Here is a 26,060-nt window from a genome sequence, read left to right as displayed (position 1 = left end):
TGTGAACTTATATATACGTGTTAAAGGGGAGGATACTGTGAAAACGGAAAAAGAAAAGATGATACAAGGCGAAATGTATGTACCTGCTGATCCGGTGCTAGTACAAGAAAGAGAGCATGCTCGCATATTAACAAGAAAACTAAATGAAACGGTAGAAATAAAATACGAAGAACGTCGTTTAATCGTAAAAGAGTTATTTGGATCAACTGGTGATAACATTCATATTGAATCTTCTTTTAGATGTGATTATGGCTCTAACATTCATGTTGGAGAAAACTTTTATGCGAATTTTGATTGTGTCATTCTAGATGTATGTCCTGTTACGATAGGTAAGAATTGTATGTTAGCTCCGGGTGTTCATATTTATACGGCAACACATCCGCTTGATCCGATTGAACGAGCTAGTGGTACTGAATTTGGAAAGCCGGTCATAATTGGTGATAACGTATGGATTGGTGGAAGGGCTGTTATTAATCCTGGTGTAACGATTGGACATAATGCAGTTATTGCCTCAGGTGCTGTCGTAACAAAGGATGTGCCTGATAATGTAGTAGTAGGAGGAAATCCTGCACAAGTGATTAAAAAAATAAAATAATTTCTTTTGAACCGTTTGCCTCTGTCGGTTGTATAAGTTTATGACTTGATAGATTAGGGGGCGACTTACATGCAAATTGGGTTTATTGTTTCAGCGGCTGTAGTAGGAATTATGATGATTGTTATTCTTGGAATTGTGATACCTTTTGATAGGAAATATATCGTTCGAACAAAAGTGTATTTTCGTTGGAATGTATTTGATACAATTTCCGTCTGTGTTGCGGTGTATGCTTGTATATGTGTCCAGGTGCTCAATTTATTAGTTTCAAGTGGATTTACAATTCAAAACCCGTATGTACAGTTTTTTACGAATCAATCACAAGCATGGACAATTGTTGCGAGCGGATATTTAATTAGCCGAGTCTCTTTAACGTTAAAGGGAATAAAGGAGATTAAAAAACATGGCGTAGATTGGGATTGAGGAAGAACTCATGCTTGCATATCAAAATGGAGATAAGCAGGCGGGAGAAAAACTATATGTCTTAATCAAACCAGCGTTATATATTTTTTTATATCGTTTTAATCGTGATGAGCAATTAAGTATAGATCTCGTTCAAGATACGTTTCTTACATTAGAACGGAAGAAACATATGTATGAGCTTAACAAAGGAAAGATCAAAACATATTTGTTTCAAATTGCATACCGGCTCATGATTAATAAATTGAATCGCAGAAAAAAATGGCGGTCTCTTCTCCCGTTTTTTGTTCCGATTCAAGAGAAGGAATTTTCAAATGAAGATCGTCTTACTGTTCGAGAAGCTGTTTTGAAAGTCCCTGAAGAACAGCGCGCCGTTATTATTCTTTCTTACTACCATGATATGCCTCATAAAGAAATTGCAGCCGTACTTGATATCCCAGTGGGAACAGTTAAATCGAGACTGCATAATGGTATCAAAAAATTAAAACAGCTGCTGGAGGTGGATGAAATTGAACGAAAATCCCTTTGATAAAGAGTATACATTGCAGCAGCATTTAGATAGCGATCATGTTGATGTTCCTGAATTTCCAAGGAAGACTAATTTCGGAGATCGATTTTTACGTTTTTTAGCATCGCCTGCGAAAGACCCGATTGAAGCGACGATTGGCAACGATCTATCAATCGTTTTTCATATATCTCTATTAGCAAGTGTTCCCCTTCTTTCTTTCATTACGATATTGATTGCCAGTCTGTAAATCAATTTGCTAAACTCGAGAGTAGCGAACTACCTATTAGGTGAAAAAAAGCGGTAATGTGAAAGAAACGTGTACAAGAAAGTGTACACGTTTTTTTATTCTCTTTAAAAATTCATTGGTGTGATGTACAGCAATTCTTTACTTTTCTTGATATAGATCAAGGATATTGAGAATGAAAATCAATTAAAATAAAAGAAAAATAAGAGGTGTTTTTATCCCGCTATTTGCAGATAGTAATATCCCTACCTCAAAATTCTAAGTGGTGAATGAGGTAAACCTCTACGGATCAAAGTTTCCCTTTATATAAGCTGTTTATGCTAGGGGATGGAGAGTGCTATGTTATAATGACGATTGAATAAGTCGGTGGCACAAGCTATATCGATCCATTATCAGTACCAAGAGAGGAGAAAGAAGAAAAATGAGAAAAAGTAAATTATTTATTACATCCTTATTAATGATTATAACGATGTTTGTTTTTGCGGGATGTCAACAAGGTAAGCAAGATGAGGTAAAGAAAACAGATACGAAAACGCCTCAAGTAACAATTGAAGTAACAATGGACAACGGGAAAGAAACTGTTGCGAAAGAAAAAGTAAAAGTGAAAAATGGCGAGAAATTATACGATGCAATGAAAGAAAATTTTAAGATTGAAGATCAAAATGGCATGATTACATCTATTGAAGGAAAACAACAAGATGTGAATGCAAAGAAATATTGGATGTTTGATGTGAATAAAGAACCAGCAATGAAAGGTGCAAAAGATATCGAGTTAAAAGATGGTGATGTGATTACTTGGGATTTGCATGAAGCTAAGTAATAAGTTTCAGTATATCCCATTAACTAATGTGAGAAGTATTGTATTAGTAGCAATGTTAGCTAGTTTAACAGTTGCGGGACGCCTTATATTTGCATTTATTCCAAATGTGCAACCGATGACAGCGATTATAATTATTATATCACTTATAATGGGGAGAAAATATGGGATCATTATAGCTATACTATCAATGATTTTATCTAATTTAGTATTAGGAATGGGATGGTGGACCATTTCGCAAATTATTGGATATTCAATTATTGCATTGTTAACTGGTAGCATAATGCGTTCTTTATTTGAACGTATCCCACATATTGTAATGAGTTTATATGCTGCATGTATGGGGTTATTATATGGTTTCATTATGGCACTTTGGCAAGCACCAATTTACGGCTTCAAATATTTTTGGGCATATTGGCTTGCTGGAATCCCGTTTGATATATACCATGCAGGAGGTAATTTCGGATTTTATTTTGTGTTAGCTCCAGTTTTAATTCCGTTATTGAATAAACGGTTAGAAAAATATTATCGCGTAACAATTTGAAGAGAAGGCCTTGCAGAGAGAATCTGCAAAGTCTTTTGTTTTAAAATTTTCTGTATGTTCATATGGAATTCATAAGAAAGAGGTATGATGTGTGTATTCCAATTGATAGAAGGGTGTGATAAAAAATTATGTCACTAGAAGCGTTAATTATCTTTTCGTTGCTGAACGCAGGTCAGTTAGCAGGGAACACTCAAGGTGAGGTTCAACAGAACCCAAAGGATGAATATGTGTATATAGAAAAACAAGACGACAGTAAATAAGCCTATTTTATATATAATAACGAAAAAAGCCGATCCAAGGGATCGGCTTTTTGTCATTAACGAGAGTAGTACTCTACGATTAACGCTTCGTTGATTTCAGCAGCTAATTCAGCGCGCTCTGGTAAGCGATTGAAAGTAGCTTCTAATTTATCAGCATCGAAAGTTAAGTATTCAGGTACGAAATTGTTAACTTCGATCGCTTCTTTAACAACAACAAGGTTGTTAGATTTTTCGCGAACGCTGATAGTTTGACCTGGTTTTACACGGAAAGATGGGATATCTACGCGAGCGCCATCTACCATGATGTGACCGTGGTTTACTAATTGACGAGAAGCGCGACGAGTGCGAGCTAATCCCATGCGGTAAACTAGGTTGTCAAGACGAGCTTCAAGAAGGATCATGAAGTTTTCGCCGTGTTTACCTGGCATTTTACCAGCTTGATCAAATGTGCGACGGAATTGACGCTCAGTCATGCCGTACATGTGACGAAGTTTTTGTTTTTCTTGTAATTGTAAACCGTATTCTGAAAGTTTCTTACGTTGGTTCGGACCGTGTGGACCTGGTGCGTAAGGGCGTTTTTCTAATTCTTTACCTGTGCCGCTTAGAGAAATTCCAAGACGACGAGAGAGTTTCCATGCTGGACCTGTATAACGAGCCATAATTGACTCCTCCTTTAGTGTTTTTATTTTCGTAAAATAAAAACAGGCGTAATTGACATTTATGCGCATTTTGTTTTCATGTACCTTCGCTCCAGCAGCAGGGAGTTACGAGATACACCTCAAGTAGAGGAACAAAATACAAACGATAAACTCATATTACAAGGCTGCCTTTTTATTTTACACAAACGCTATTATATCTTTTTGACGAACTTTCGTCAAGGGAGTTGTTTTTTGTTTTATACATCTAAATTTTGGGAAAATACAAGAAGGAATTCAAAACAACGCTATGGAAAGAGTAGCAACAAACAGAAAACGCTTACATAAAATAGAAAGTATAAGGGGGATGTTTGTATGAAAAAGAAGCATATGGAAACGGAGCTCATTCATCATGGTTATAATCCTACTTTGCATAAGGGGAGCTTAACGCCTCCGCTATTTCAAACTTCAACGTATACATTTGAAACAGCGCAGCAAGGAGAAGCAAGTTTTGCTGGGCAGGACGCATCTTATATTTACTCGAGGCTTGGAAATCCGACTGTTGAATTGTTTGAAGACCGAATGGCAGCTTTAGAAGGGGGAGAAGCTGCTCTGGCGTTTGGATCTGGAATGGCATCTATTTCTGCTACACTGCTTGCGTTTTTACGTGCTGGAGATCATATTATTTGTTCAAATGGATTGTATGGATGTACGTATGGATTTTTGGAAGTATTAGAAGATAAATTCATGATTACTCATTCATTATGCGATATGGAAACGGAAAAGGATATTCAAACGAAAATTCGTCCAAATACAAAATTGATTTTTGTAGAAACACCGATTAATCCCACGATGAAGCTTATTAATTTAGAGAAGGTTATCAAAGTGGCAAAACAAAATGGCTTACTTGTTATTGTAGATAATACATTTTGTTCGCCGTACTTACAAACGCCTCTTGCGTTAGGGTGCGATGTCGTTCTCCATAGCGCTACAAAATATATTGGTGGGCATGGGGATGTTGTTGCCGGTGTTACGGTTTGTAAAACGAAAGACTTAGCTGAAAAGATTCGCCCGATTCGAAAGGACATTGGTGGAATTATGGCACCGTTTGATGCATGGCTCTTACTACGAGGATTAAAGACGCTAGCGGTAAGAATGGATCGACACTGTGATAACGCTGAAAAAGTCGTGAAGTTTTTACAAAATCATGAAAGTGTAGAAGCGGTGTGGTATCCAGAGGGAGACCTAGCAGCTCAACAAATGAAACGTGGGGGCGGTGTTATTTCATTTGCAGTGAAAGGTGGAAAAGATGAGGCGCAGGCTTTGATGAATGAATTGCAATTTATTACGATTGCAGTCAGTCTAGGGGATACAGAAACATTGATTCAACATCCAGCAACAATGACACATGCTGTCATTCCAGCAGAAGTTCGTCATAAGATGGGTATTTACGATAACTTATTACGATTGTCTATCGGCTTAGAAGCATGGGAGGATATTGTTGGTGATCTAGCGCAAGCGTTGCAAAAAAGAGAGGCTGCGTTTTCTCATGTAAATGGGCAGTGAAAGTAAAAAAGCCATCAGTAAGCGGTATGCGCGAACTGATGGCTTTTTTAGCCCGCTATTCATGGGATTCGTGCGGGCTAATTAATCAAAGTTTCACTTTATCTTATTCGTTAAACTTCACTACATATGTTTTAGGAGCGTTTCCACAAATTTCTCCAAATAATGTTGATCAACTTTGTCGAAACGATTTTTTTCGGGACTATCAATATCTAGTACACCGATGACTTCACCGTCCCTAATAAGCGGTACAACAATTTCGGAATTAGAGGCGCTATCGCAAGCGATATGACCTGGGAATTGATGAACATCTGCAATGAGCTGTGTTGTTTTTGTTTCAGCTGCTACTCCGCAAACACCGCGTCCGAATGGGATGCGAACACATGCGGGCATTCCTTGAAATGGCCCGAGCACCAATTGATTTCCTTCGGTTACATAAAAACCAACCCAGTTAATCCGTTCTAAAAACTGATTGAGTAGTGCAGAAGCATTTGCTAAATTTGCGACTACATTTGATTCGTCTGTAAGTAGTGCATCAATTTGTTTAATTACAGTTTCATATTGCTGTTCACGTGAACCTGTATAGCTTTCTTTTGTAAACATGGAAACGTCATCCTTTCTATCAAGAAATGTAAAATCATAGCGAAATACGCTGTATTTCATATGACTTTGTCGATAGAAAATTAAAGGAATTTGTCTTAAAAGTCAAGAAATTTAATCTATAGCTGTTCCATGAAAGGAAGTGAGCACATGAAGCAGACGAAACAAAAGATTATCGATGCGGCAATTTCTTTGTTTTATGCAAAAGGATATGATGGAACGTCGGTGCGTGATATCGCAAAGCGAGCGGATGTCAATGTGGCTAATATTTCGTATTATTTTTCTGGAAAGCAAGGGTTATTAGAACAGCTTATAACGGACTTTTTAGAGGGATATCTCAAAGTGATTGAACGGTCATTTGAACAACGGGAGTATTTGTCGTCAAAGGAAGTTATGTTACAAATTGTACGAGGGATTTTACGCTATCAGTTTGAAAATCGAGAGCTCACTCGTTTCTTCTACCGGGAACTTTCATTGGATACAACGTTAATTCGAGAAGTAATGACTATTTATTTTTCTAAAGAAAGATATTATATAGAGCAAGTAATTAGACAAGGGCAAGTGAAGAAAGAGTTTCAAAAAGTATCTTTTACAATGTTTATGACACAGCTAAAGGGCATGATGAACATGCCATATTTGTATCCGCAATATATAACGGAAGTGCTACATTCATTTCCGTCAGAAACATTCTTTTTGGAAATGTATACGAAGGAAGTTGAGCAGTGGATGGAACTAGCACTTTGTTTAGAACAAGTGTATTATCCTTTGCCAAGAGCTGTTCATATTTGAAATACCCCCACCTAATGGACTTGAGGTGGGGGTATTACTGCCCGCGAATAGCGGGATAAAGGTATGTATAACCGAGGTGATGATCAAATTGTGAAAAGACGAAAATAGATGTGAAAAAGAAAGATACAGAAATTCCCAAAAGGGGATGTTACAAAAGTAACAAAAGAAACATGAAATTTTAAAAAACTAGGTCAAAAACACGTCATTACATGATATGATTAGAACATTGTTAGTTGTTAAATATAGGGGATTTCCCTTTTTATACATAATGCCTTCCATTTCATAAACGGAACGGACAAAAAAAGAGGTATAATAGGAGGCTTTTTTACATGGATTCTATCCTGACGATCGTTATCATTGTAGTAAGCTCTATTCTATTACTGCTCATGATAGAGCTCGTGATAAGAAATCGTTTATATAAAGATCTTGAAGCACTAGAGCAGTGGAAACAAGAAATAAAAGATAAACCTGTTGCAGATGAATTGAAACGGGTTAAAGAGTTAAATATGACAGGGCAAACTGAAGAACTATTTGAAAAATGGCGCGAAGAATGGGATGAAATTGTTGCAAACCTTCTTCCAAAAGCTGAGAAAGCATTGGAAAGTGCACAAAAATCAGCCTCACAATTTTCCTTCCGAAAAGCAAAACATGCGATGAATGAATCCATTAGTGGTTTAGATGAAGCGGATAACCGCATTACAGATATTTTAAACGAGTTGCAACAATTGTTAGAGAGCTATGAGAAGAATAGTTCGGAAATTGACGGCTTACGTGATACATATCGCAGTATGAAAAAGAGTGTCCTCGCTCATCGCCATATGTTTGGCGAAGCAGAAAAGAAAATTGAAGAGCTGCTTGATGCAGAATCAAACAAGTTCCAAACGTTTGAAGAAGCAACAGAAAATGGTGATTACTTAAAAGCACGCGACATTGTAATAAGCTTAGAAGATGGATTATCAAATTTAGAAATCATCATTCATGAAATTCCTGATTTGTTAGTAGAGTGTCAAACGACATTACCGGTACAATTAGATGATTTATTACAAGGTCATGACGATATGAAGAAGCAAGCGTATGTATTAAATCATTTGGAAATCCCTAAAGAAGTAAGAGATATGAATAAACAACTACAAACATGTCTGATGGATTTGCAAGAGTTACATATAACAGAAGCAACAGAAAAAATAGAAGCTTTAAAAACGAATTTAGATACGCTGTATGATCAGTTAGAACAAGAAGTGCATGCGAAGCATTACGTGGAGCAAAAGACTGTTACTGTATACGAAGATTTAGAGCAAATGCGCGAACAAACAATTGAAACAAAATCGGAAACACAATTTGTTAAGCAAAGCTATCAATTGCAAGATAAAGATATCGAATCACAAAAAATCATTGAAAAACAAATGCACATTTTAATGAAACGTTTTGAAGTGTTGCAATTACGTATTGCTGAGCAAGATATTGCGTTCTCTGTTATTCGCGAAGAGCTAGAAGAAATTTATGAGCAATGTGAAACATTGAAGGTTCTTCATGTTGAATATAAGGACATGTTACAAATGATGCGTAAGGAAGAGTTTGAAGCGCGTGAAACATTACATGAAATACGCCAAATGATTGTAGAAGCAAAACGCTTTATGCAAAAGTCTAACTTGCCAGGTCTTCCAGATAGTATTATGGATGATTTGCAAAGAGGACAGCAAGCGATGCAAGGTGTTTATGAACAGTTAGAATTAAAACCACTGAATATGAATGTTGTAAATAGCATGTTAGAAGAAGCATTTACCATGGTAAATGGTGTGTATGAAATGACACAGGAGTTAATTGGACAGGCACATTTAGTAGAAAAATTAATTCAATACGGTAACCGTTATCGTAGTCATGATCTGGAGCTTGCATATAGCTTAGATGAGGCAGAGAGATTGTTCCGTGAATATGAATATGATGCAGCTTTAGAGCAAGCAGCTTCGGTTCTAGAACAACTTGAGCCTGGAGTTGTACAAAAAATTGCTGAATTTGTTGATGGTGAACAAACCCCTTAATGAAAAAGGGGTTTGTTTTTTTATCCCGCATTAACGGGCAGTAATACCCCCACCTCAAAGTTCAGAAGAAAGCAAAGAAGTTAGGCGGGGGATAAACTGCCTGTAAAAGCCCGATTGGTGAGGGCTAATAATCAGTGGGGGATGAAGAAAACCCCCACTGATTAAAGTTTCACTTTATCATGTTGTGTAAATTTTGAGATGATGTTGCTATAATAAATAGCGGAATACCGGACGGTTTTTCGTTTCAAAATACAAACGTATGCTTCGGTATTTAAAGAATGGAACCTACGAGTATCTTTAGCGTAACTGCATGTACTTGTGATATGATTGTACGATGCGATATCGCTGAAAGGGGAAGAACGATGATCTATTTTGATAATAGTGCGACGACGAAACCATTTCCAGAAGTCCTTCAATCTTACGTAACGGTTGCCGGAAAATATTTTGGAAATCCTTCTTCTATTCATTCGCTTGGAGGAGAAGCAGAGCGCTTATTAACGCAATCTCGAACGATTGCAGCACAGCTTCTTCGTGTTAAGCCTTCAGAGATTATCTTTACATCGGGCGGAACGGAAGGAAATAACCTTGCGATTAAAGGAATAGCGATGAAGAATCGTTCTCGTGGCAAACATGTCATTACAACAAATATTGAACACGCGTCTGTGTTTGAAGCATATAAACAATTAGAAGGACTCGGTTTTGAGGTTACCTATTTACCTGTAAATGAGCATGGTATTGTGTCTGTAGAAGATGTGAAACGAGCACTTCGTGAGGATACAATCCTTGTTTCCGTTATTCATGTCAATAACGAAACAGGGGCGATTCAACCTGTTTCTGAAATTGGTGAATTGTTAACCGATTATCCGAAAGTAAGATTCCATGTGGATCATGTACAAGGAATTGGAAAAGTACCGCTTGATCTATATGCTTCTCATATTGATCTTTGTTCAATATCTGGGCATAAATTTCATAGCGTAAAGGGAACTGGACTTCTATATGTACGCGATGGCGTAAGATTAGATCCAATTTTATCAGGTGGTCAGCAAGAGCTTCGTTATCGTTCAGGCACGGAGAACTTACCAGGCATTGTAGCGATGGTAAAGGCACTGCGTATGACAATGGAACATATAGGGGAGAAGACGGCCCATTTACAGAAGTTACAAGCAGAATTGGTACGCTTCTTTAAGGAAATGAAAGACGTAACAATTAATACATCGCTTCAATATGCAGCACCGCATATTTTAAATGTATCATTCGTCGGTTTAAAACCGGAAGTAGTGGTTCATGCTCTAGAAGAACATGATGTATACGTATCAACAAAATCAGCTTGTTCCTCAAAGGCGAATGAAGTGAGCCGTGTGTTAGTATCAATGGGAGTGCCGTATGCTGCTGCAGCAAGTGCCATTCGCATTAGTTTAGCACCGGAGAATACGATGGAAGAAGTAACACAATTCGAAGGCATTATAAAAGAAACGTTGCAAAAATTATATGAAGTGATGAGGTAAAGAAATATGATGACATATGAATATATTTTAGTTCGTTATGGTGAAATGACGACAAAAGGAAAAAACCGTTCTAAGTTTGTGAGTACGTTAAAAGATAACGTTAAATTTAAATTAAAGAAGTTCCCAAACATCAAAATCGATGCAACACATGACCGTATGTATATCGAGTTAAATGGTGAAGACCATGAGGCAATTGCAGAGAGATTACAAGATGTGTTTGGTATTCATAAGTTTAACTTAGCGATGAAAGTACCGTCAGAATTAGAAGAAATTAAAAAAGGTGCGCTTGCTGCTTTCTTACAAGTCAAAGGCGATGTGAAAACATTTAAAATTACAGTGCACCGTTCTTATAAGCGATTCCCAATGCAAACGATGGAGTTACTTCCGGAGATTGGTGGGTATATTCTAGAAAATACAGAGGACATTACAGTAGATGTTCATAATCCAGATGTGAATGTTCGCGTAGAGATTCGCAGCGGTTATAGCTATATTATGTGTGATGAGCGCATGGGAGCAGGTGGGCTTCCAGTTGGTGTCGGCGGAAAAGTAATGGTGCTACTTTCTGGCGGAATTGATAGCCCAGTAGCTGCATTCTTAACGATGAAACGCGGTGTATCAGTGGAAGCAGTTCACTTCCATAGTCCGCCGTTTACAAGTGAGCGCGCAAAGCAAAAAGTAATTGATTTAGCGCAAGAGCTAACAAAGTATTGTAAACGTGTGACGCTTCACCTTGTTCCGTTTACAGAAGTGCAAAAAACGATTAATAAAGAAATTCCATCTAGTTATTCAATGACGATTATGCGCCGTATGATGATGCGTATTACAGAACGTATTGCAGAAGAGCGTAATGCGCTGGCTTTAACAACTGGGGAAAGTCTTGGACAAGTAGCAAGTCAAACGTTAGATAGTATGCATACAATTAACGAAGTGACAAACTATCCAGTTATCCGTCCACTTGTTACAATGGATAAGTTAGAAATTATTAAAATTGCAAATGAAATTGGAACGTATGACATTTCAATTCGCCCATACGAAGACTGCTGTACAGTATTTACACCAGCAAGTCCGACAACAAAACCAAAGCGTGAAAAAGCAAATCGATTTGAATCGTATTATGACTTTACACCACTTATTGAGGAAGCTGTTGCGAATACAGAAAAAATGGTATTGCAAACAGTAGAAGTGACTGAAGAAGAGCAGTTTGAAGATTTATTCTAAAAGTGCTTGTTCAAAAAGGAGGATAAAGAGAGCCGAGCGGTTCGTGGCGATGCAACGAAGAAATGCGACTGCTATCTTTACCGGACTTTTTGAATATCCTTTAAAACCATAAATTACCATATGTAGGTATGTATGAAGTCATATGATTTATCACACTCTATACTCACAAGGAGGTGATACCATATGGCAAGAAGCACAAACAAATTAGCAGTTCCTGGTGCTGAATCAGCATTAGATCAAATGAAGTATGAAATTGCACAAGAGTTTGGTGTTCAACTTGGAGCAGATGCAACATCTCGCGCTAACGGATCTGTTGGTGGCGAAATTACAAAACGTCTAGTTTCACTAGCTGAACAACAATTAGGCGGTTACCAAAAATAATCCCATATATCATGGCTGAGAAGGAGCGGGTTTTCCCGCTCCTTCTTTTTGTTCATACTGAGAAAAGTTTCACTTTATCGACATTTCGTTAAAAAATTTGTCAAAAAAAGTAGGTTTAAAATTAACTGAAAATTCTTTATTATAGAAGGGAGGCATAGAGATAAAGGAGGATGAGGATTGTGAATAGAGAAGAATTGTTAGCACCGCCGTCTTATAATTTAGTTGCGGAGATAGAAAAATATACAAATGAAAAGCAGAAGCTTGCTTTAATTTGGCAAGATGAAGAAGGGAATAGACGAGAGGTTACATATCTTGAATTAATAAAAGGTGCGAATAAAATTGGAAACGCTTTTATAAGGAGCGGATTGCAAAAAGGGGACAAGCTTCTCATTATGATGCCGCGTCTTATTGAAGCCTATATGACATATATTGCGGCGATTAAAGCGGGATTTGTGGTCATTCCAAGTTCAGAGATGCTCCGAAAAAAAGATATTGAATACCGTATTCGTCATGGGGAAGTAAAAGCGATCGTTAGTTACGAGCCTTATATCGAACAATTTGAAGGTGTCGAGATGATGGACTCCCTTCAAAAATTCGTATTGAGCGAGCAGTCAGTAGAGGGATGGATCAATTTACAAGAGGCATTAGAAACAGAAAGTGATGAATTAGAAATCGCAAAAACGGACCGAGAAGATATGGTCTTTTTGTCTTATACATCAGGAACAACAGGGAATCCAAAGGGGGTCGTCCATACACATGCATGGGCATATGCACATTTGCGTACAAGCGCTCCAAATTGGCTTGGAATTGAAGAGAATGATGTTGTATGGGCAACGGCTAGTCCAGGTTGGCAAAAATGGATCTGGAGTCCGTTTCTAGCGACGCTCGGTTCAGGGGCAACGGGATTTGTATACCACGGTAAATTTGAACCAAAAACATATTTACAGTTATTAGATGACAATAAAGTAAATGTACTTTGCTGTACGCCGACAGAATATCGCTTAATGGCAAAAGTAGAGAGTTTACAGCGGTATAATTTGGCGGCTTTACATAGTGCGGTATCGGCAGGAGAACCGCTAAACCGAGAGGTAATTGAAACATTCCAAAATCATTTTAACGTTACAGTTCGAGATGGTTACGGTCAAACGGAAAATACATTGCTCGTTGGCGTAATGAAAGGGATGGAGATTAAGCCAGGATCGATGGGAAAACCAACGCCAGGTAATCATGTAGATATCGTAAATGAAGAGGGACAGCCTGTACTTTCAGGCGAAGTTGGAGATATTGCTGTTCATATTGAAACACCAGCACTCTTTAAGCAATATTATAAAGATGATGAGCGGACAGCGATGCAATTCCGCGGTGATTATTATATTACAGGTGATAAAGCAAAAAAAGATGAAGACGGCTATTTTTGGTTTGAAGGTCGTGGAGATGATATTATTATCAGTTCTGGCTATACAATTGGACCATTCGAAGTGGAGGATGCGCTTGTAAAGCATCCGTATGTAAGAGAGTGTGCCGTTGTGGGAAGTCCAGATGAAATACGCGGGAGCGTCGTGAAAGCATTTATCGTCTTAAGAGAAAACGTACAAGAAAACGAAGAAACATTAATCCCGTTACTTCAAGAACATGTTAAAGAGTTAACAGCGCCGTATAAATATCCTCGTAAAATTGAATTTGTAGACGAACTACCAAAAACAATTTCTGGGAAAATACGCCGTATTGAATTAAGAAAGCAAGAAATGGGACTCGCATCAAAGTAAGAAAGATGGTGTTAATACAGAAAATTACTAATTATTAGCAAACTAGTAATATTTCATTTTTACGCTTAAAAAGGCAGGATAGTTGTATTAAGTTGTTGTATACGTATGTAATATATGATATCATCAAAAACGGAACATACGTTCCGTTTTTGTGGTTAAATATGATTGTTTAACAGCTACCCAAAAAATTTAAAAAAGAGGTGTCTTTTATGATTTTAGGTATTAACCCGTATTTAGTTTTGAATGGTAATGGACAAGAAGCAGTTAAATTTTATGAAAATGCATTGGATGCAAAAGTTGAAGTCATTCAAACTTTTGGAGAAATGCCTGAAAATCCAGAATACCCTATCTCAGATGAAGCGAAAGACCGTATTTTACATGCGCATTTAAAAGTTGGTAACACTGATCTTATGATTTCTGATACATTCCCAGGTCAACCATACGAAACTGGATCACAAGTAACGATAGCAATCAGAATCAGCGATGTAGAAAAAGCCAAAGAAGTATTTGGAAAATTACAAGATGGTGGTCAAGTAGTAATGCCACTTCAGGAAACTTTCTGGAGCCCATCATATGGACAAGTAAAAGATAAATTTGGCATGGAATGGCAAATTTCAACACTTGTTGCTGATAATAATTAATTCTCTTTTTAAAAAGCACCATATTACTCAAAGTGGTGCTTTTTTTGTATGTAAAGTTATCGTTCTTCTTCAATTAACCAGGTGTCGAGTGTTTTATAGGTCAAATTGAGAGCAGTAATGGCTTCACCTCAAAATGCAGTAAAGGCAAATATATTTCATGAGAGACGAAGAAAATTCCTACTAATTAAAGTTTCGATTTATAGGAGGATTATCTGCTTTTTTTCTTTGCTTCAATTTCGTAAACTAAAAAGAAAAGGAGATGAGAAGATGGGGGAGATTTGGCACGGCGGAAATATTTATACGATGCAGGAAGAGAAGGAAAAAGTGGAAGCGGTTTATGTGGAAGACGGGGTTATTATTGATACAGGTAATAAAGGGGACTTAGAGAGACGTTATCAGCCTGAAAAAGTGCAGCGTTTAGAGGGGAAAACGATGATTCCAGGTCTTGTTGATAGTCATATGCACCTCATTGGACATGGAGAGAGACTGCTTCGGTTAGATGTCTCTTCTTGTACATCTTATCAGGAAATGCTTGTGCTTGTCGCAGAGCGAGTGAAAGAAACGACAGAGGATACATGGATTATTGGCGAAGGCTGGAACGAAAATAATTTCACGGATACAAAAAGTGTCCATGTACGTGATTTAGATGCTATTTCTAAAGAGCATCCAATTTTATTAAAGCGCGTTTGTCGCCACGTTACATGGGTAAATTCTTATATACTAGAAAAAGCGAAGATAACATCAGAAACGCCAGATCCAAAGGGCGGGAAGGTTGGTCGTGGCTCATCCAATGAGCTGACGGGACTGTTATATGAACAAGCACAAGATTTAATTAAGCACATTCAGCCTGAAATCAATGAAGCGTATTTACAAAGAGCATTGCAAACAGCGGTTCAAGATTGTTGGAAATATGGTCTAGTAGGAGGACATACCGAAGATTTAAACTATTACGGTGGTTTTCAAAAAACATATAACGCCTTTTCACACGTAATAAAGGAACTGCCATTTAAAGCTCATTTGCTTGTACACCATAAGGTAGCAGAGGAACGAAAAGAATATGAGAACCAGCATTATATTGAATTTGGAGCGATGAAGATTTTTTCAGATGGTTCCTTAGGCGGACGAACAGCGCTATTAAGCGAGCCGTATGAAGATGCGAAGGAAACAAATGGCGTGGCGATTTTTTCTCGTGAAGAGCTTGCGGAATTAGTGAAAAAGGCTCGTAATTTACATATGCCAGTTGCGATTCATACAATCGGTGATTTATCGCTTCAATATGTAATCGATGCGTTAGAATTATATCCTCCAGAAGAAGGATTGCGTGACCGCATTATCCATTGTCAGCTTGCTCGTGAAGCGTTAATCGAGCGTATGAAACATTTACAAGTCATTGTCGACATTCAGCCTGTATTTGCCTCGTCTGACTTTCCATCAGTTATTGAAAAATTAGGGAAGCGTCGTCTTCGGTATGCGTATGCCTGGAAAACACTTCTCGGTGCAGGACTACATTGCAGCGGTGGATCAGATGCACCAATTGAACAAGTAAATCCGCTTTTAGGAATCTATAGTGCGGTAACGCGGAAAAGTTTTATTGATGGAACATGTTACATACAAGAAGAAAGACTATCGGTATTTGAAGCTGTTTCCTTATTTACGACTGGAAGTGCATATGCAATTGGAAAAGAAAACAAGCGCGGGAAAATTGTAAAAGGATATGAAGCGGATTTTACAATACTTAATCGTAATATATTTGAAATAGAGGCAGAAGAAATAAAAGATGTACAAGCTGAGATGACGGTGATAGATGGTCAAGTTGTATACACAAAATAAAGATTGCCGGGGGATTTCCCGGCAATCTTTATTTTGTTCTTATAAAAACGTTCTCTGTACTTTTTCCCAGAACGAATTATTTTTTAGTTTTACTGTTTTAATTTCTTTATCACTTAAGCGAATAACGGCTTTTTCGACTTGCTTAATGCTAAGTGCCTCGTTATCCATTCCAATAACAGGATAATCGTTACCGTCTGGAGCGAGTTTCAATGTTAATGTTCGCTCGTGATTTAAAATGAATGGTGATCCAAGTGTACGGTATGTGTTGTTGTTTAAAGATGCAAGTTCGCTTACTTGGAAACATGGGATTAATGGATCGACAACTGCACCATGCAATGATTTGTTATATGCGGTACTTCCCGTCGGTGTAGAAATGACTAAACCATCGCCTCTAAACGTTTCAAAATATAGATCATCCACGTGTACATCGACTACAAATGTTTTAATGATACTTGAGCGTAAAGAAAACTCATTTAAACAATAGAATGATGTAGTATGATCAACATCTACTTGAATTGTTGGATATTTGCGCACTTCAATTTCATTTTTTGTAATTTCTTGAAGGGCATTATCAACATGGTCAATATGGAAATCGCAGTAGAAAGAAATTTCATCTTTTGTGGAAACGCCTGCGTATAAGCAATCTTCTCGGAAACCGGTTTTACGAACGGCTTGTAAGAAAGTCCCATCATCCCCAACACTGACGATAGCGTTTGCATTTTTTGGATGATCTAATATGGTAAATCCATTCTCCTCTAAAGTACGATATATTGGCTTCATTTTTTCGATAAGTGTTGCTTTATCATCACCATAAAAGAAAAATAAATTGCGACGATCTGCCATTATGTATCCCTCCATTGCAGTAAAATTTTCTGGTCCTAATGGTTTCGTATAGGTATCCATTAGAGCAATAAATCGTCAGTGAGAAAAATGCATCCTGATGATATGCTCAAATAGTATATTTCGATATAAAATGCCAAAATCCCTCTTTATTTTTAGAAAAATTCCTATATTCAATTTTGTTTTAATTTGTTTAATCTTATTTAAACATGTCGATAATGGATATGGAATGAAAGGATGGTACGGATGAAGTGGCTTGCAATCGGAATTGGGATTGTTATATTGCTTATTTTAATTATATTGTTGTCGAAAATATCGCTCAAGGTGACGCTCTTATATTCAGAAATGGAAAAACAGTGTTTAATTCAATTGAAAATATGGATGATTCACTATACGTTTGATGGTTTAGAAAGAATGGAAAAAATGGAAAAAAAGGTTGAACAAAAAATTGGAAAAGCAGAAGAAGATGGCGGTGTTGAAAATAAAATAATGGCGCAGCTTGATACGATCGGTGAATTGATAAAAAGGTTTCAAGAGATCCATACTATTATTAAAGATTTTCTAAAAAAAGTGAAAATCAATAAGTGGAGATGGCATTCGCAAATTGGAACAGGGGATGCAGCTAGCACTGGAATCGTAACAGGTTATGCTTGGTCGACAAAGGGAATGGCGGCCGGAGTTATAGGACAATATATGCATATTATTGGTATACCAGAGTTTGAAATTACACCTGTTTTTCAAGGAAAGGGATTCGCATCGAAATGTGAATTAACAGCGTCATTTCATATATATCGTACAGTAACAGCTGCAGTGAAATTGCTCGTATTTATGAGAAAACAACGATCAAGCGTGACAGAAAAATCTGTTCAAACATAGGAGGGATATAATGGAACACCCAATTCAAGGATTGATGACAACAGCAATGCAGCATTTAAAACAAATGACTGATGTAAATACAATTATTGGTGACCCCATTAAAGCAGCAGACGGAAGTGTTATTTTAACGGTTTCGAAAGTTAGCTTTGGTTTTGCAGCTGGCGGGAGTGAGTTTGGAAAAATAGAAAGCACTGGCCGTCATCCATTTGGCGGAGGAAGCGGCGGTGGTGTTTCCATTAATCCAGTTGCATTTTTAGTTGTAAATGGAGAAGGTGTGAAAGTCCTTCATTTAGACAAGCAAACACATGTTATTGATAAAATAATTGAATTAGCACCGCAAGCTGTCGATAAAGTGAAAGAAATGATGGAGAAACGTAAAGGTGACGAACCAGAATTTCAAATTTAGTAGTGGAAAGAAGCTAATCGATTGGTTAGCTTCTTTATTTTTTTGTAAATAGAGCGATTTTATTTGCATTCTGCATAGGGACAAACTATCATTTACAGTGTACATATTTTGTTTAAATAAGGGAGGATTTTTAAGTGGCAAACGTAACTTTTAAAGGTAACCCAATCACTTTAGTTGGAACAGAAGTTAAAGTAGGCGATCAAGCGCCAAACTTCCAAGTGTTAGCAAACGACTTATCTCCGGTAAGTTTAGAAACATACAAAGGTGAAGTAAAATTAATTAGCGTTGTACCATCAATCGACACAGGTGTATGTGATGCACAAACTCGTCGTTTTAATCAAGATGCAGCTGGCATTGAAAACGCAAAAGTATTAACAATTAGCGTTGACTTACCATTCGCTCAAAAACGCTGGTGTGCAGCAAACGGTTTAGAAAACGTAGCAACACTTTCTGACCACCGTGACCTTTCTTTCGGTGAAGCTTATGGCGTTGTAATGAAAGAGCTTCGTTTACTTGCTCGTGCAGTATTCGTAGTAGACAGCAACGATAAAATTGTTTACGTAGAATACGTAAGCGAAGGCACAAGCCATCCAAACTACGAAGCAGCATTAGAAGCAGCAAAAGCTGCGAAGTAATGAAGACGACCTCTTATAGAGGTCGTTTTTTATATAAGATGTGTTGTATATTGTCGAACGGTCGATATATTCGGAAAAGCGTCGATATAACATGCAATCTGAAAAGGGAGCTCTTAAAAAGAGGTCGCTTTTTCTTTTGGGAAAAAATCAGATTGTGGTATGATATAAGTTATGTGTATTTGACAGAAGGAGGAATTTATGTGAGTTCTACAGTAGAAACATTATTTTCTATTTTTGATTCTTCTACCGTAATTTTACGTAAAGAATTAGATGTAACATATTTAGAAGCGCTTGTAGAAACGGGAGATAACCTGTTTGAAGGAACAATCTTACAAGAAGAATTATCAGAATCGACAATTGAACGATTAAATCGTGAATACAGCAAATTTAATGAAGAAACATATAAAAGCGAAGAAATTCGCAAAGCATTTCAGCTTGCCATTTTAAAAGGAATGAAAGAGGGCGTACAAGCCAATCATGAAATGACGCCTGATGCAGTTGGTATGTTTATGAGCTACTTGTTCCATAAATTTATGAAAGATCAAAAGGAAATAACTGTTTTAGATCCTGCAATCGGAACAGGAAATTTATTGACGACAATCTTTAATGGCTGCCTAGAAGGCACAAATGTAAGTGGATTTGGGGTAGATGTAGATGACTTGCTCGTTAAACTTTCCCTAGTCAATGCGAATTTACAAAAACAATCCATCGAATTTTTCAATCAGGATGGACTAGCACCGCTTTACATTGATCCAGTTGATGCAGTTGTTTGTGATTTACCAATCGGGTATTATCCAAACGAAGTTGGTGCAAGTGAATATACTTTAAAAGCAGATGAAGGTATGTCTTATGCGCATCATCTTTTTATTGAGCAAAGTGTAAAGCATACAAAAGAAGGTGGCTATTTATTTTTCCTAGTACCAAACTTCATTTTTGAAAGTGACCAAGCACCGAAACTTCATGCATTTTTCAAAGAAACATGTTTTATTCAAGGACTATTGCAGCTTCCTGTTTCCATGTTTAAAAACGAAAAAAATGCAAAAAGTATATTTGTTCTCCAAAAGAAAGGTCCGAATGTAACGATGCCAAAACAAGCGTTGTTAGTGGAATTACCTAAGTTTTCCAATATGAAAGCTATGGAGAATATGATGTCACAAATGAACAACTGGTTTGCAGCGCATAAATAGTTATGTGTGTAACAGTATTAGCTATTTATATAGTACAGTTTTGTATTGTGTACAACAACTCTGAATATATACACGATAAAAGTGAATTTTTTTTGAATCTGTAATATATATTTTTTCTTGGTGTTACAATTTTTTCACTTGAAATATATGTCGTACGATGTTTAAATTAAACTCGTGAGTATAAAAGTTACTAGAAGTGAAACGTTTTCATTTCTGTTGACTTTAATCAGATAAAACAGAGCGGTTTGTGGTCTCATCCACACAACTACCAAGAGAAAAAGGGGCGAAAGACTAGATGTCAAAAATCATCGCGATTAATGCAGGAAGCTCTTCCTTGAAATTCCAATTATTCGAAATGCCAAGTGAAACAGTATTAACAAAAGGTTTAGTAGAACGTATCGGTTTAGAAGATAGTATCTTCACAATTACTGTGAACGGCGAAAAACAAAAAGAAGTTACAAATATTCCAGATCATGCAGTAGCAGTTAATATGCTTCTTAACAAATTAACTGAAAACGGAATCGTGAAATCTCTTGATGAGATTGGCGGTATCGGTCATCGTGTTGTACACGGCGGTGAAAAATTTGCTGATTCTATTTTAATTAACGATCAAGTATTAGCAGATATCGAAGAATTAAGCGACTTAGCACCACTTCATAACCCAGCAAACATCGTTGGTATTAAAGCATTCCAAGAAGTTCTTCCAAACGTACCTGCAGTAGCAGTGTTTGATACAGCATTCCATCAAACAATGCCAGAAGATGCTTTCTTATACAGCTTACCATATGAATATTATGAGAAATACGGCATCCGTAAATACGGTTTCCACGGTACTTCTCATAAGTATGTAACTGAGCGTGCGGCTGAATTATTAGGTCGTCCAATTGAAAGCTTACGTTTACTTTCTTGTCACTTAGGTAACGGTGCAAGTATTGCAGCTGTAGAAGGCGGAAAATCTATCGATACTTCTATGGGCTTCACTCCACTTGCGGGTGTAACAATGGGGACACGTTCTGGTAACATTGACCCTGCGTTAATTCCATACATTATGGAAAAAACAGGACAAAGTGTAGAAGAAGTTGTTAACGTGTTAAACAAGAAAAGTGGTATGTTAGGTCTTACTGGATTCTCTAGTGACTTACGTGACATCATCGCGAAAGAAGAAGAAGGCGATCACCGTGCGAAAGTAGCATTAGATGTATTCGCAAGCCGTATTCATAAATATATCGGTTCTTACGCATCACGTATGAAAGGTGTTGACGCAATCATCTTTACTGCTGGTATTGGTGAAAACAGTGCTGTCATTCGTGAGCGTGTACTACAAGGCCTTGAATTTATGGGTGTGTACTTTGATGCAAAACGTAACAATGTATTCGGTGAAGAAGCATTCATCAGCTTCCCTCATTCTCCAGTAAAAGTAATCGTAATTCCAACTGATGAAGAAGTTATGATTGCTCGTGACGTATTACGTCTTGGAGACATTGGTTAATATATTTGAAAAAGGCGGGATCCTATAGGGTTCCGCCTTTTATTTTTGTTGTAAGAAACTCTGCTAATCCATTTGGATACAATGTTTTTTCCTGATTTAGAAATACTGTAATTGGAATCCACTTTGCATATACATGTGGTTCCTCTTTCAGTATAGGAATCATTTCGATTTCATATAGCGATGCATCTATAAAACGAAGAGAATATAATTGAATGATTTCGTGTCCGATCTCTTCATTTACATAAAAGATATTTTCAAGACATCCTAAGTAATTTATAACTTCTACTTGTGTGCTAAGCTCTTCCTTAAATTCACGAATCACTGTTTCGGTTGATTTTTCTCCAAGTTCAATGGAACCGCCGAGTGGTCTATAATAAGTTTCACTTTCCATAAGATACTTTTGAACGAGAATTCGTTCATTGTGAAGTATGATTCCAAATGCCTTTGCGCGTGGATACACAAACATTCCCCCATGTATTGGATAAATATATATTTAGCTTAGCAGGTTTGCAAAGAAAAAGCGGAAATATGTTACAATAGAAAAAAATTGAGCGAGGTGGTTGTTACGATGCTATCGAAGCGAGAACAAGCCATTTTACAAGATATTAAACATTGGGAACAGCAATTGTTGGAACAAGAGTCTACCGATTTTCAAAAGATGTTTGATAAATGGTTGCATGTTACATTTGCCAAATTGCCGGAGAAAAAGCGCAACGATTTTATGATGAAAGCAGATGGATGGTTATTCCATCTCCATGCATTTATTCAAAGCTCGCAGTCACAGCTTGATGCACGCAATCGTATTTTAGGAACGGCACGATTATTTGATGATTCCATTGAGCAAATGGAGGATATGAAGTCATTATCAATCGACCAATTAGCATACATAGCAGAGCAGCAGACAGCACGACATCGTCTTTATTCCTTTGTACAGGGCGGTGTAGCAGGAGTCGGTGGCTTGTTATTATTAACCGCAGATTTCCCAGTGATGATCGGGCTAAATGTGAAAGCCGTTCAGCTCATTGCGACATCATTTGGTCATGATGTAAATAAGCCGTATGAAATGATGCTTGCATTAAAGGTATTCCATGCATCGTTATTGCCGGCACGGTTACAGCAATATGCTTGGTATAATTTGCTTCAGGAGCTAGAACAAGAAGAGGCAGCACCGTTCTTTTATGAAGGGGACGAAGAAGTATTAAACCCAGCTTCTGTACAAGTTGTGTTAAAACAAATTATGAAGACATTTTCAATTTATGCGCTGCGTCGTAAGTTATTTCAAGGGATTCCAGTATTGGGGATGGCGATTGGATCCACGGTGAATTACCGCTTAACACGTAATGTAACGGAATTTGCAAATCGATTTTATCAAGTGCGTTACATATTAGAAAAGGAAAAAGCATGAAAAAAGCGAGAGGCCGGAGCCTTTCGCTTTTTTTAGTTTGTTGCATGTTTTTTTGACATTGGAATAGATACTGTTTTCTTTTCTGCTCTTGGATAATAGATCAAATCCAATGCTTTTGCTTGAACGGCAATTGAAAGAATTGTAAAGGCAATTTCTGTCCATGTTAAATAATATAATGAAAGTGCAATGACAAGCGCGTCAAAGACGAAGAAAATTTGACCAACTGTAAATCGTGTTTTGTTACTCAACACAATCGTTAAAATGTCGTCTCCGCCAGTTGCACCACCGAATCGCAATATAAAACCGAGTCCAATACCAGCTAACGCTCCGCCTACTACTGCGGCTACAAATAAATTATTGGATAAATCTACCGTGAAAGGAGAATAGTTTTCCATTAAAGAATAAAATACTCCAAATGAAATCGAACCCATAAATGAATAACCGACCATTTTTTTACCTAAAAATGTAGCACATAGTAAAATGACTGGAATATCCATTAAAACAGTTGAAATGGACGGTGAAATGTCAAAAAAGTTTTGTATAAATAACGCGATTCCTACAAAGCCACCTTCTGTTAAGTGGTTTTGAAAATGAATGTGATATAGCGTTGCAGATAAAATAAATGAACCGATTAAAACCATAAAAATTTCTTTAATAAATTGTCGACTTTGGATGTTCCTCATCGTTATTCCTTCTTTCCGTAGTTAGTAGCTCATTGCTTTTTTATAAACTAACTACGCCTACATAACAGCTAGTTAGTTCATATACGTCTAACTACGCTATATATCACTGAAGAAATAACGAATTATCCTCTCGTCCATCAATTCTCCCTACTTTCGTTTTAGTTTAGGCTTAAAGTAGACTAAACAAAACTTGGAGTAGGATTTGTCATTTAGCAATCCTGCTCTCTTCTTTGTTTTGCTTAGCTTAGCGAGTATATAACAACCTAAACAAAACGCTATGTGTAAGAAGAGTCTTTTTTTTGCCAAATTATCCTTCGGGCAATCATAATTTCCCCACTCTCGTATTTTTTTCGCTAGACAAAAGTATCTAAGCTGAAAAACACGCTACGTGTAAGATTCGTCAATTCGATGCCACATGCTCCTTCGAGCGATCATGATATCTAAATCCTTTCTGTAAAAGATTTTATACTATTATATCATACTTTCTGAAAATGTATGTTGATGGAAATCGACAATAACCGAAGAAAAGCCTACATAATTTGCAGTTTGATAGGGTGTGGTTTTTAGTTCCTCTTACTTTTGTAATATAACTTTATTTATCCCGATTTAACGAGCAATATGACTCATCTCAAAATTGAGTAGAGTAGGTGGATGATAACTGCTTGTTAGCGTTTTGTGTATAAATATTTTTTACAAAAATAAATAATTTCGAGAGTATATTTGTATAGGAAGATAAAAAGGTGAGGTTGTAATAATGTTAAAAAATATGTTCAAAAAAAAGAATTGAAATGTTCTGCTTGCCAGAAAACGATTCAATACGAAGAAGAGCTTGTTGCATGTGTAAAGTTACCGCCAGAAAAGAACATGTGGATTGGGCGCTTTGATGTATGTTTAGCAAAATCGGCAAGAGAGGTATATTGTAAAGCTTGCTTTGACAAAGTGAAATGAAGAGTATTTTTTCATAAAGGGAAGAATAATTTATTATGATATAATATTTTAGTAGTTTTCCCTATATAATCCAATTATAATTAAAAATAGAATTTATTGTAGGGGGTAACATCGTTCACAATGAAAAAAATTCTTTTGATTATCTCATCATTACTATTAATCTTGACAGCTTGTAGTAATACGGGGGGATTTGTTTCGTCTAATTATGAATATATGGAAACAATGGAAAATGATGTAGGCGATATCGCTGAAGTGTACACTGCGGAAAATAAATCTGTGAAAGAAGTGGCACAAGAAATTATTGCTGATGAAAAACCAAAGTATGTGTCAAAAGAAAGTAATACTGAAATGTTTATTTTGTACCCTGAAGGTTCCGGTGAAGAATTTATACAAATTACTCAGGATCCAGCAAATCTGAATCATACAATTGTTGAAGTAGCTGATGAAGACTTTGCTGAAAGTAGCTATGATTTTTCTTTGTTAGAAACAATGGGTGTATTAGGAATTGCTACTACGCTGTATGGATGGAATAAAGCAGAGTTTGATTTTAAGAAGAAAAAAAGTGGTTATAAAGGATACATGAGTGCTTTAAGAAATAATCCTGCTTATTTCCAAAAGGAAGAAGAAGAAAGTTCGGGTTCTTCGGGATCAAGTGGAAGTTATTCCATGAGTGTTGTAAAACAATCATCTGAGAATGGCTCCATACGAAGTGGAAATTCAGTTCGTGGCGGTGGTCCAGGAGCAGGGAAATAGGGGGAATAGAGTTCATGTTTGAAGAAATTTTAGATATACAAGAAGTATTACATACGCTTCTCTACTTTGTAGTTTTATCAGGTGTTACACTCGTTTGTATGTTTATTTTTGAAATGATTACACCGTATAACGATCGAGAGCAGTTGTTAAAAGGAAATAAAGCTGTTGCCATTCAGTTTCTTGGAAAAATTGTAGGGATTACGTTGATTATGAAATCAGCTATTGCTACGAATGATTCTCTTCTTGGAGCAGCTATTTGGGGAGTTATTGGCTTTGTACTTATGTTAATTGGCTATTTCATCTTTGAGTTTCTTACTCCGCGCTTTCGTGTTGATAAAGAAATTGAAAATGGAAATGTTGCTGTAGGTATTATTGCGGCTAGTATTTCTTTAGCGGTGGCATTGATTACATCAGGAGCTATTTCGTAGAAGAACCTGCCAGTGTAGGTTCTTTTTTCTATGAAGCAGTGAATGTATCTATCCCGAT

29 protein-coding genes and 1 pseudogene are annotated in these 26,060 nt (G+C 36.9%); 25 read left to right on the top strand and 5 right to left on the bottom strand.

What is annotated here, in order from left to right; translation table 11 throughout:
- The first annotated feature begins 37 nt into the window (after positions 1-37).
- The 7 genes from QRE67_RS21810 to QRE67_RS21780 all read left to right on the top strand — a co-directional run bounded on the left by QRE67_RS21810 (position 38) and on the right by QRE67_RS21780 (position 3,385).
- On the top strand, positions 38-595 hold the full coding sequence (locus QRE67_RS21810; RefSeq protein WP_286122280.1) for a maltose acetyltransferase domain-containing protein: 558 nt from the start codon (positions 38-40) through the stop codon (positions 593-595).
- Positions 596-664: 69 nt separating this feature from the next.
- Positions 665-1,015, top strand: a complete 351-nt coding sequence (locus QRE67_RS21805; protein WP_286122279.1) for a hypothetical protein — start codon at positions 665-667, stop codon at positions 1,013-1,015.
- 10 nt (positions 1,016-1,025) lie between these two features.
- On the top strand, positions 1,026-1,541 hold the full coding sequence (locus tag QRE67_RS21800; RefSeq protein WP_286122278.1) for an RNA polymerase sigma factor: 516 nt from the start codon (positions 1,026-1,028) through the stop codon (positions 1,539-1,541).
- Positions 1,522-1,767, top strand: coding sequence for a hypothetical protein (locus tag QRE67_RS21795; RefSeq protein ID WP_286122277.1), 246 nt, complete (start codon positions 1,522-1,524; stop codon positions 1,765-1,767). The genes QRE67_RS21800 and QRE67_RS21795 overlap by 20 nt, the downstream gene beginning before the upstream one ends.
- Before the next feature lie 418 nt (positions 1,768-2,185).
- Positions 2,186-2,584: a DUF4430 domain-containing protein gene (locus QRE67_RS21790; RefSeq protein WP_286122276.1), complete on the top strand. Its 399-nt coding sequence runs from the start codon at positions 2,186-2,188 to the stop codon at positions 2,582-2,584.
- On the top strand, positions 2,571-3,125 hold the full coding sequence (locus QRE67_RS21785; RefSeq protein ID WP_286122275.1) for an ECF transporter S component: 555 nt from the start codon (positions 2,571-2,573) through the stop codon (positions 3,123-3,125). The genes QRE67_RS21790 and QRE67_RS21785 overlap by 14 nt, the downstream gene beginning before the upstream one ends.
- A 128-nt stretch (positions 3,126-3,253) precedes the next feature.
- A complete protein-coding gene (locus tag QRE67_RS21780) occupies positions 3,254-3,385 on the top strand; it encodes a transporter (RefSeq protein WP_286122274.1) in 132 nt (43 codons plus the stop codon).
- Between the two features lie 56 nt (positions 3,386-3,441).
- On the opposite strand, the gene rpsD is transcribed toward QRE67_RS21780, so the two are convergent.
- On the bottom strand, positions 3,442-4,044 hold the full coding sequence (gene rpsD / locus QRE67_RS21775) for a 30S ribosomal protein S4 (protein ID WP_286122273.1): 603 nt from the start codon (positions 4,042-4,044) through the stop codon (positions 3,442-3,444).
- A 351-nt stretch (positions 4,045-4,395) separates the two neighbouring features.
- Here rpsD and megL point away from each other — a divergent pair, with 351 nt between their 5' ends.
- Positions 4,396-5,586 (top strand): methionine gamma-lyase, encoded by a 1,191-nt coding sequence (megL, locus tag QRE67_RS21770; RefSeq protein ID WP_286122272.1) that lies wholly within the window; start codon positions 4,396-4,398, stop codon positions 5,584-5,586.
- 120 nt (positions 5,587-5,706) lie between these two features.
- Here the strand turns inward: megL and msrC are convergent, their stop codons facing one another.
- Entirely contained in the window at positions 5,707-6,186 is a 480-nt protein-coding gene (gene msrC, locus QRE67_RS21765) for a free L-methionine (R)-S-oxide reductase MsrC (protein ID WP_286122271.1), read from the bottom strand.
- 147 nt (positions 6,187-6,333) lie between these two features.
- Here msrC and refZ point away from each other — a divergent pair, with 147 nt between their 5' ends.
- The 8 genes from refZ (at position 6,334) to QRE67_RS21725 (ending at position 16,352) form a co-directional block, all read left to right on the top strand.
- Positions 6,334-6,972, top strand: a complete 639-nt coding sequence (refZ, locus tag QRE67_RS21760) for a forespore capture DNA-binding protein RefZ (protein ID WP_286122270.1) — start codon at positions 6,334-6,336, stop codon at positions 6,970-6,972.
- A gap of 329 nt (positions 6,973-7,301) precedes the next feature.
- Entirely contained in the window at positions 7,302-9,011 is a 1,710-nt protein-coding gene (gene ezrA, locus QRE67_RS21755) for a septation ring formation regulator EzrA (RefSeq protein WP_286122269.1), read from the top strand.
- Positions 9,012-9,373: 362 nt separating this feature from the next.
- Positions 9,374-10,516: a cysteine desulfurase family protein gene (locus QRE67_RS21750; protein WP_286122268.1), complete on the top strand. Its 1,143-nt coding sequence runs from the start codon at positions 9,374-9,376 to the stop codon at positions 10,514-10,516.
- Positions 10,517-10,522: 6 nt separating this feature from the next.
- The gene (gene thiI / locus QRE67_RS21745; RefSeq protein WP_286122267.1) at positions 10,523-11,734 is read left to right on the top strand and encodes a tRNA uracil 4-sulfurtransferase ThiI; all 1,212 of its coding nucleotides are present in this window, start codon (positions 10,523-10,525) and stop codon (positions 11,732-11,734) included.
- A gap of 183 nt (positions 11,735-11,917) precedes the next feature.
- On the top strand, positions 11,918-12,115 hold the full coding sequence (locus QRE67_RS21740; RefSeq protein ID WP_000124491.1) for an alpha/beta-type small acid-soluble spore protein: 198 nt from the start codon (positions 11,918-11,920) through the stop codon (positions 12,113-12,115).
- Positions 12,116-12,294: 179 nt separating this feature from the next.
- Entirely contained in the window at positions 12,295-13,881 is a 1,587-nt protein-coding gene (gene mbcS, locus QRE67_RS21735) for an acyl-CoA synthetase MbcS (RefSeq protein WP_286122266.1), read from the top strand.
- Positions 13,882-14,090: 209 nt separating this feature from the next.
- Positions 14,091-14,522 carry a VOC family protein gene (locus QRE67_RS21730; RefSeq protein ID WP_286122265.1) on the top strand — a complete coding sequence of 144 codons (432 nt, stop codon included), beginning with the start codon at positions 14,091-14,093 and terminating at the stop codon, positions 14,520-14,522.
- A 267-nt stretch (positions 14,523-14,789) separates the two neighbouring features.
- Complete coding sequence (locus QRE67_RS21725; RefSeq protein ID WP_286122264.1) at positions 14,790-16,352, top strand: amidohydrolase; 1,563 nt, start codon at positions 14,790-14,792, stop codon at positions 16,350-16,352.
- A gap of 39 nt (positions 16,353-16,391) precedes the next feature.
- On the opposite strand, the gene QRE67_RS21720 is transcribed toward QRE67_RS21725, so the two are convergent.
- Positions 16,392-17,195: an NAD kinase gene (locus tag QRE67_RS21720; protein ID WP_286122263.1), complete on the bottom strand. Its 804-nt coding sequence runs from the start codon at positions 17,193-17,195 to the stop codon at positions 16,392-16,394.
- 234 nt (positions 17,196-17,429) lie between these two features.
- Here QRE67_RS21720 and QRE67_RS21715 point away from each other — a divergent pair, with 234 nt between their 5' ends.
- The 5 genes from QRE67_RS21715 (at position 17,430) to QRE67_RS21695 (ending at position 21,785) form a co-directional block, all read left to right on the top strand.
- Positions 17,430-18,068, top strand: a complete 639-nt coding sequence (locus tag QRE67_RS21715) for a DUF2953 domain-containing protein (RefSeq protein WP_286122262.1) — start codon at positions 17,430-17,432, stop codon at positions 18,066-18,068.
- Positions 18,069-18,078: 10 nt separating this feature from the next.
- Positions 18,079-18,474, top strand: a complete 396-nt coding sequence (gene ytfJ, locus QRE67_RS21710; RefSeq protein ID WP_286122261.1) for a GerW family sporulation protein — start codon at positions 18,079-18,081, stop codon at positions 18,472-18,474.
- A 134-nt stretch (positions 18,475-18,608) separates the two neighbouring features.
- Entirely contained in the window at positions 18,609-19,109 is a 501-nt protein-coding gene (tpx, locus tag QRE67_RS21705; RefSeq protein WP_286122260.1) for a thiol peroxidase, read from the top strand.
- Between the two features lie 200 nt (positions 19,110-19,309).
- Positions 19,310-20,296 (top strand): class I SAM-dependent methyltransferase, encoded by a 987-nt coding sequence (locus QRE67_RS21700; RefSeq protein ID WP_286122259.1) that lies wholly within the window; start codon positions 19,310-19,312, stop codon positions 20,294-20,296.
- Positions 20,297-20,591: 295 nt separating this feature from the next.
- Positions 20,592-21,785 carry an acetate kinase gene (locus QRE67_RS21695; protein WP_286122258.1) on the top strand — a complete coding sequence of 398 codons (1,194 nt, stop codon included), beginning with the start codon at positions 20,592-20,594 and terminating at the stop codon, positions 21,783-21,785.
- Positions 21,786-21,807: 22 nt separating this feature from the next.
- On the opposite strand, the gene QRE67_RS21690 is transcribed toward QRE67_RS21695, so the two are convergent.
- Positions 21,808-22,245, bottom strand: a complete 438-nt coding sequence (locus tag QRE67_RS21690; protein WP_286122257.1) for an NUDIX hydrolase — start codon at positions 22,243-22,245, stop codon at positions 21,808-21,810.
- Positions 22,246-22,353: 108 nt separating this feature from the next.
- Between QRE67_RS21690 and QRE67_RS21685 the strand changes: the two genes are divergently transcribed.
- Entirely contained in the window at positions 22,354-23,190 is an 837-nt protein-coding gene (locus QRE67_RS21685) for an EcsC family protein (RefSeq protein ID WP_286122256.1), read from the top strand.
- 32 nt (positions 23,191-23,222) lie between these two features.
- On the opposite strand, the gene QRE67_RS21680 is transcribed toward QRE67_RS21685, so the two are convergent.
- On the bottom strand, positions 23,223-23,873 hold the full coding sequence (locus tag QRE67_RS21680) for a YitT family protein (protein ID WP_286122255.1): 651 nt from the start codon (positions 23,871-23,873) through the stop codon (positions 23,223-23,225).
- Between the two features lie 754 nt (positions 23,874-24,627).
- On the opposite strand from QRE67_RS21680, the pseudogene QRE67_RS28940 reads away from it, so the two are divergent.
- The 3 genes and pseudogenes from QRE67_RS28940 to QRE67_RS21670 all read left to right on the top strand — a co-directional run bounded on the left by QRE67_RS28940 (position 24,628) and on the right by QRE67_RS21670 (position 26,002).
- A pseudogene (locus tag QRE67_RS28940) lies at positions 24,628-24,821 on the top strand (hypothetical protein).
- A gap of 120 nt (positions 24,822-24,941) precedes the next feature.
- Complete coding sequence (locus QRE67_RS21675) at positions 24,942-25,574, top strand: DUF4247 domain-containing protein (protein WP_286122254.1); 633 nt, start codon at positions 24,942-24,944, stop codon at positions 25,572-25,574.
- 14 nt (positions 25,575-25,588) lie between these two features.
- Positions 25,589-26,002: a DUF350 domain-containing protein gene (locus tag QRE67_RS21670; protein WP_286122253.1), complete on the top strand. Its 414-nt coding sequence runs from the start codon at positions 25,589-25,591 to the stop codon at positions 26,000-26,002.
- Positions 26,003-26,060 lie beyond the last annotated feature (58 nt).

It is taken from the genome of Bacillus sp. DX3.1 (genome assembly GCF_030292155.1).
Classification (GTDB): Bacteria; Bacillota; Bacilli; order Bacillales; family Bacillaceae_G; genus Bacillus_A.
Note: the sequence above shows the minus strand (reverse complement) of the source record. Positions and strands in the feature narration are given on the sequence as shown.

Bases quoted from the DNA above. Each gene is read 5' to 3' on its own strand.
- QRE67_RS21805 (WP_286122279.1), top strand. From the start codon at position 665: ATGCAAATTGGGTTTATTGTTTCAGCGGCTGTAGTAGGAATTATGATG.
- QRE67_RS21800 (WP_286122278.1), top strand. From the start codon at position 1,026: ATGCTTGCATATCAAAATGGAGATAAGCAGGCGGGAGAAAAACTATAT.
- QRE67_RS21790 (WP_286122276.1), top strand. From the start codon at position 2,186: ATGAGAAAAAGTAAATTATTTATTACATCCTTATTAATGATTATAACG.
- QRE67_RS21785 (WP_286122275.1), top strand. From the start codon at position 2,571: ATGAAGCTAAGTAATAAGTTTCAGTATATCCCATTAACTAATGTGAGA.
- QRE67_RS21780 (WP_286122274.1), top strand. From the start codon at position 3,254: ATGTCACTAGAAGCGTTAATTATCTTTTCGTTGCTGAACGCAGGTCAG.
- rpsD (WP_286122273.1), bottom strand. From the start codon at position 4,044: ATGGCTCGTTATACAGGTCCAGCATGGAAACTCTCTCGTCGTCTTGGA.
- megL (WP_286122272.1), top strand. From the start codon at position 4,396: ATGAAAAAGAAGCATATGGAAACGGAGCTCATTCATCATGGTTATAAT.
- msrC (WP_286122271.1), bottom strand. From the start codon at position 6,186: ATGTTTACAAAAGAAAGCTATACAGGTTCACGTGAACAGCAATATGAA.
- refZ (WP_286122270.1), top strand. From the start codon at position 6,334: ATGAAGCAGACGAAACAAAAGATTATCGATGCGGCAATTTCTTTGTTT.
- ezrA (WP_286122269.1), top strand. From the start codon at position 7,302: ATGGATTCTATCCTGACGATCGTTATCATTGTAGTAAGCTCTATTCTA.
- QRE67_RS21750 (WP_286122268.1), top strand. From the start codon at position 9,374: ATGATCTATTTTGATAATAGTGCGACGACGAAACCATTTCCAGAAGTC.
- thiI (WP_286122267.1), top strand. From the start codon at position 10,523: ATGATGACATATGAATATATTTTAGTTCGTTATGGTGAAATGACGACA.
- QRE67_RS21740 (WP_000124491.1), top strand. From the start codon at position 11,918: ATGGCAAGAAGCACAAACAAATTAGCAGTTCCTGGTGCTGAATCAGCA.
- QRE67_RS21730 (WP_286122265.1), top strand. From the start codon at position 14,091: ATGATTTTAGGTATTAACCCGTATTTAGTTTTGAATGGTAATGGACAA.
- QRE67_RS21725 (WP_286122264.1), top strand. From the start codon at position 14,790: ATGGGGGAGATTTGGCACGGCGGAAATATTTATACGATGCAGGAAGAG.
- QRE67_RS21720 (WP_286122263.1), bottom strand. From the start codon at position 17,195: ATGGCAGATCGTCGCAATTTATTTTTCTTTTATGGTGATGATAAAGCA.
- QRE67_RS21715 (WP_286122262.1), top strand. From the start codon at position 17,430: ATGGTACGGATGAAGTGGCTTGCAATCGGAATTGGGATTGTTATATTG.
- ytfJ (WP_286122261.1), top strand. From the start codon at position 18,079: ATGGAACACCCAATTCAAGGATTGATGACAACAGCAATGCAGCATTTA.
- QRE67_RS21695 (WP_286122258.1), top strand. From the start codon at position 20,592: ATGTCAAAAATCATCGCGATTAATGCAGGAAGCTCTTCCTTGAAATTC.
- QRE67_RS21685 (WP_286122256.1), top strand. From the start codon at position 22,354: ATGCTATCGAAGCGAGAACAAGCCATTTTACAAGATATTAAACATTGG.
- QRE67_RS21680 (WP_286122255.1), bottom strand. From the start codon at position 23,873: ATGAGGAACATCCAAAGTCGACAATTTATTAAAGAAATTTTTATGGTT.
- QRE67_RS21675 (WP_286122254.1), top strand. From the start codon at position 24,942: ATGAAAAAAATTCTTTTGATTATCTCATCATTACTATTAATCTTGACA.
- QRE67_RS21670 (WP_286122253.1), top strand. From the start codon at position 25,589: ATGTTTGAAGAAATTTTAGATATACAAGAAGTATTACATACGCTTCTC.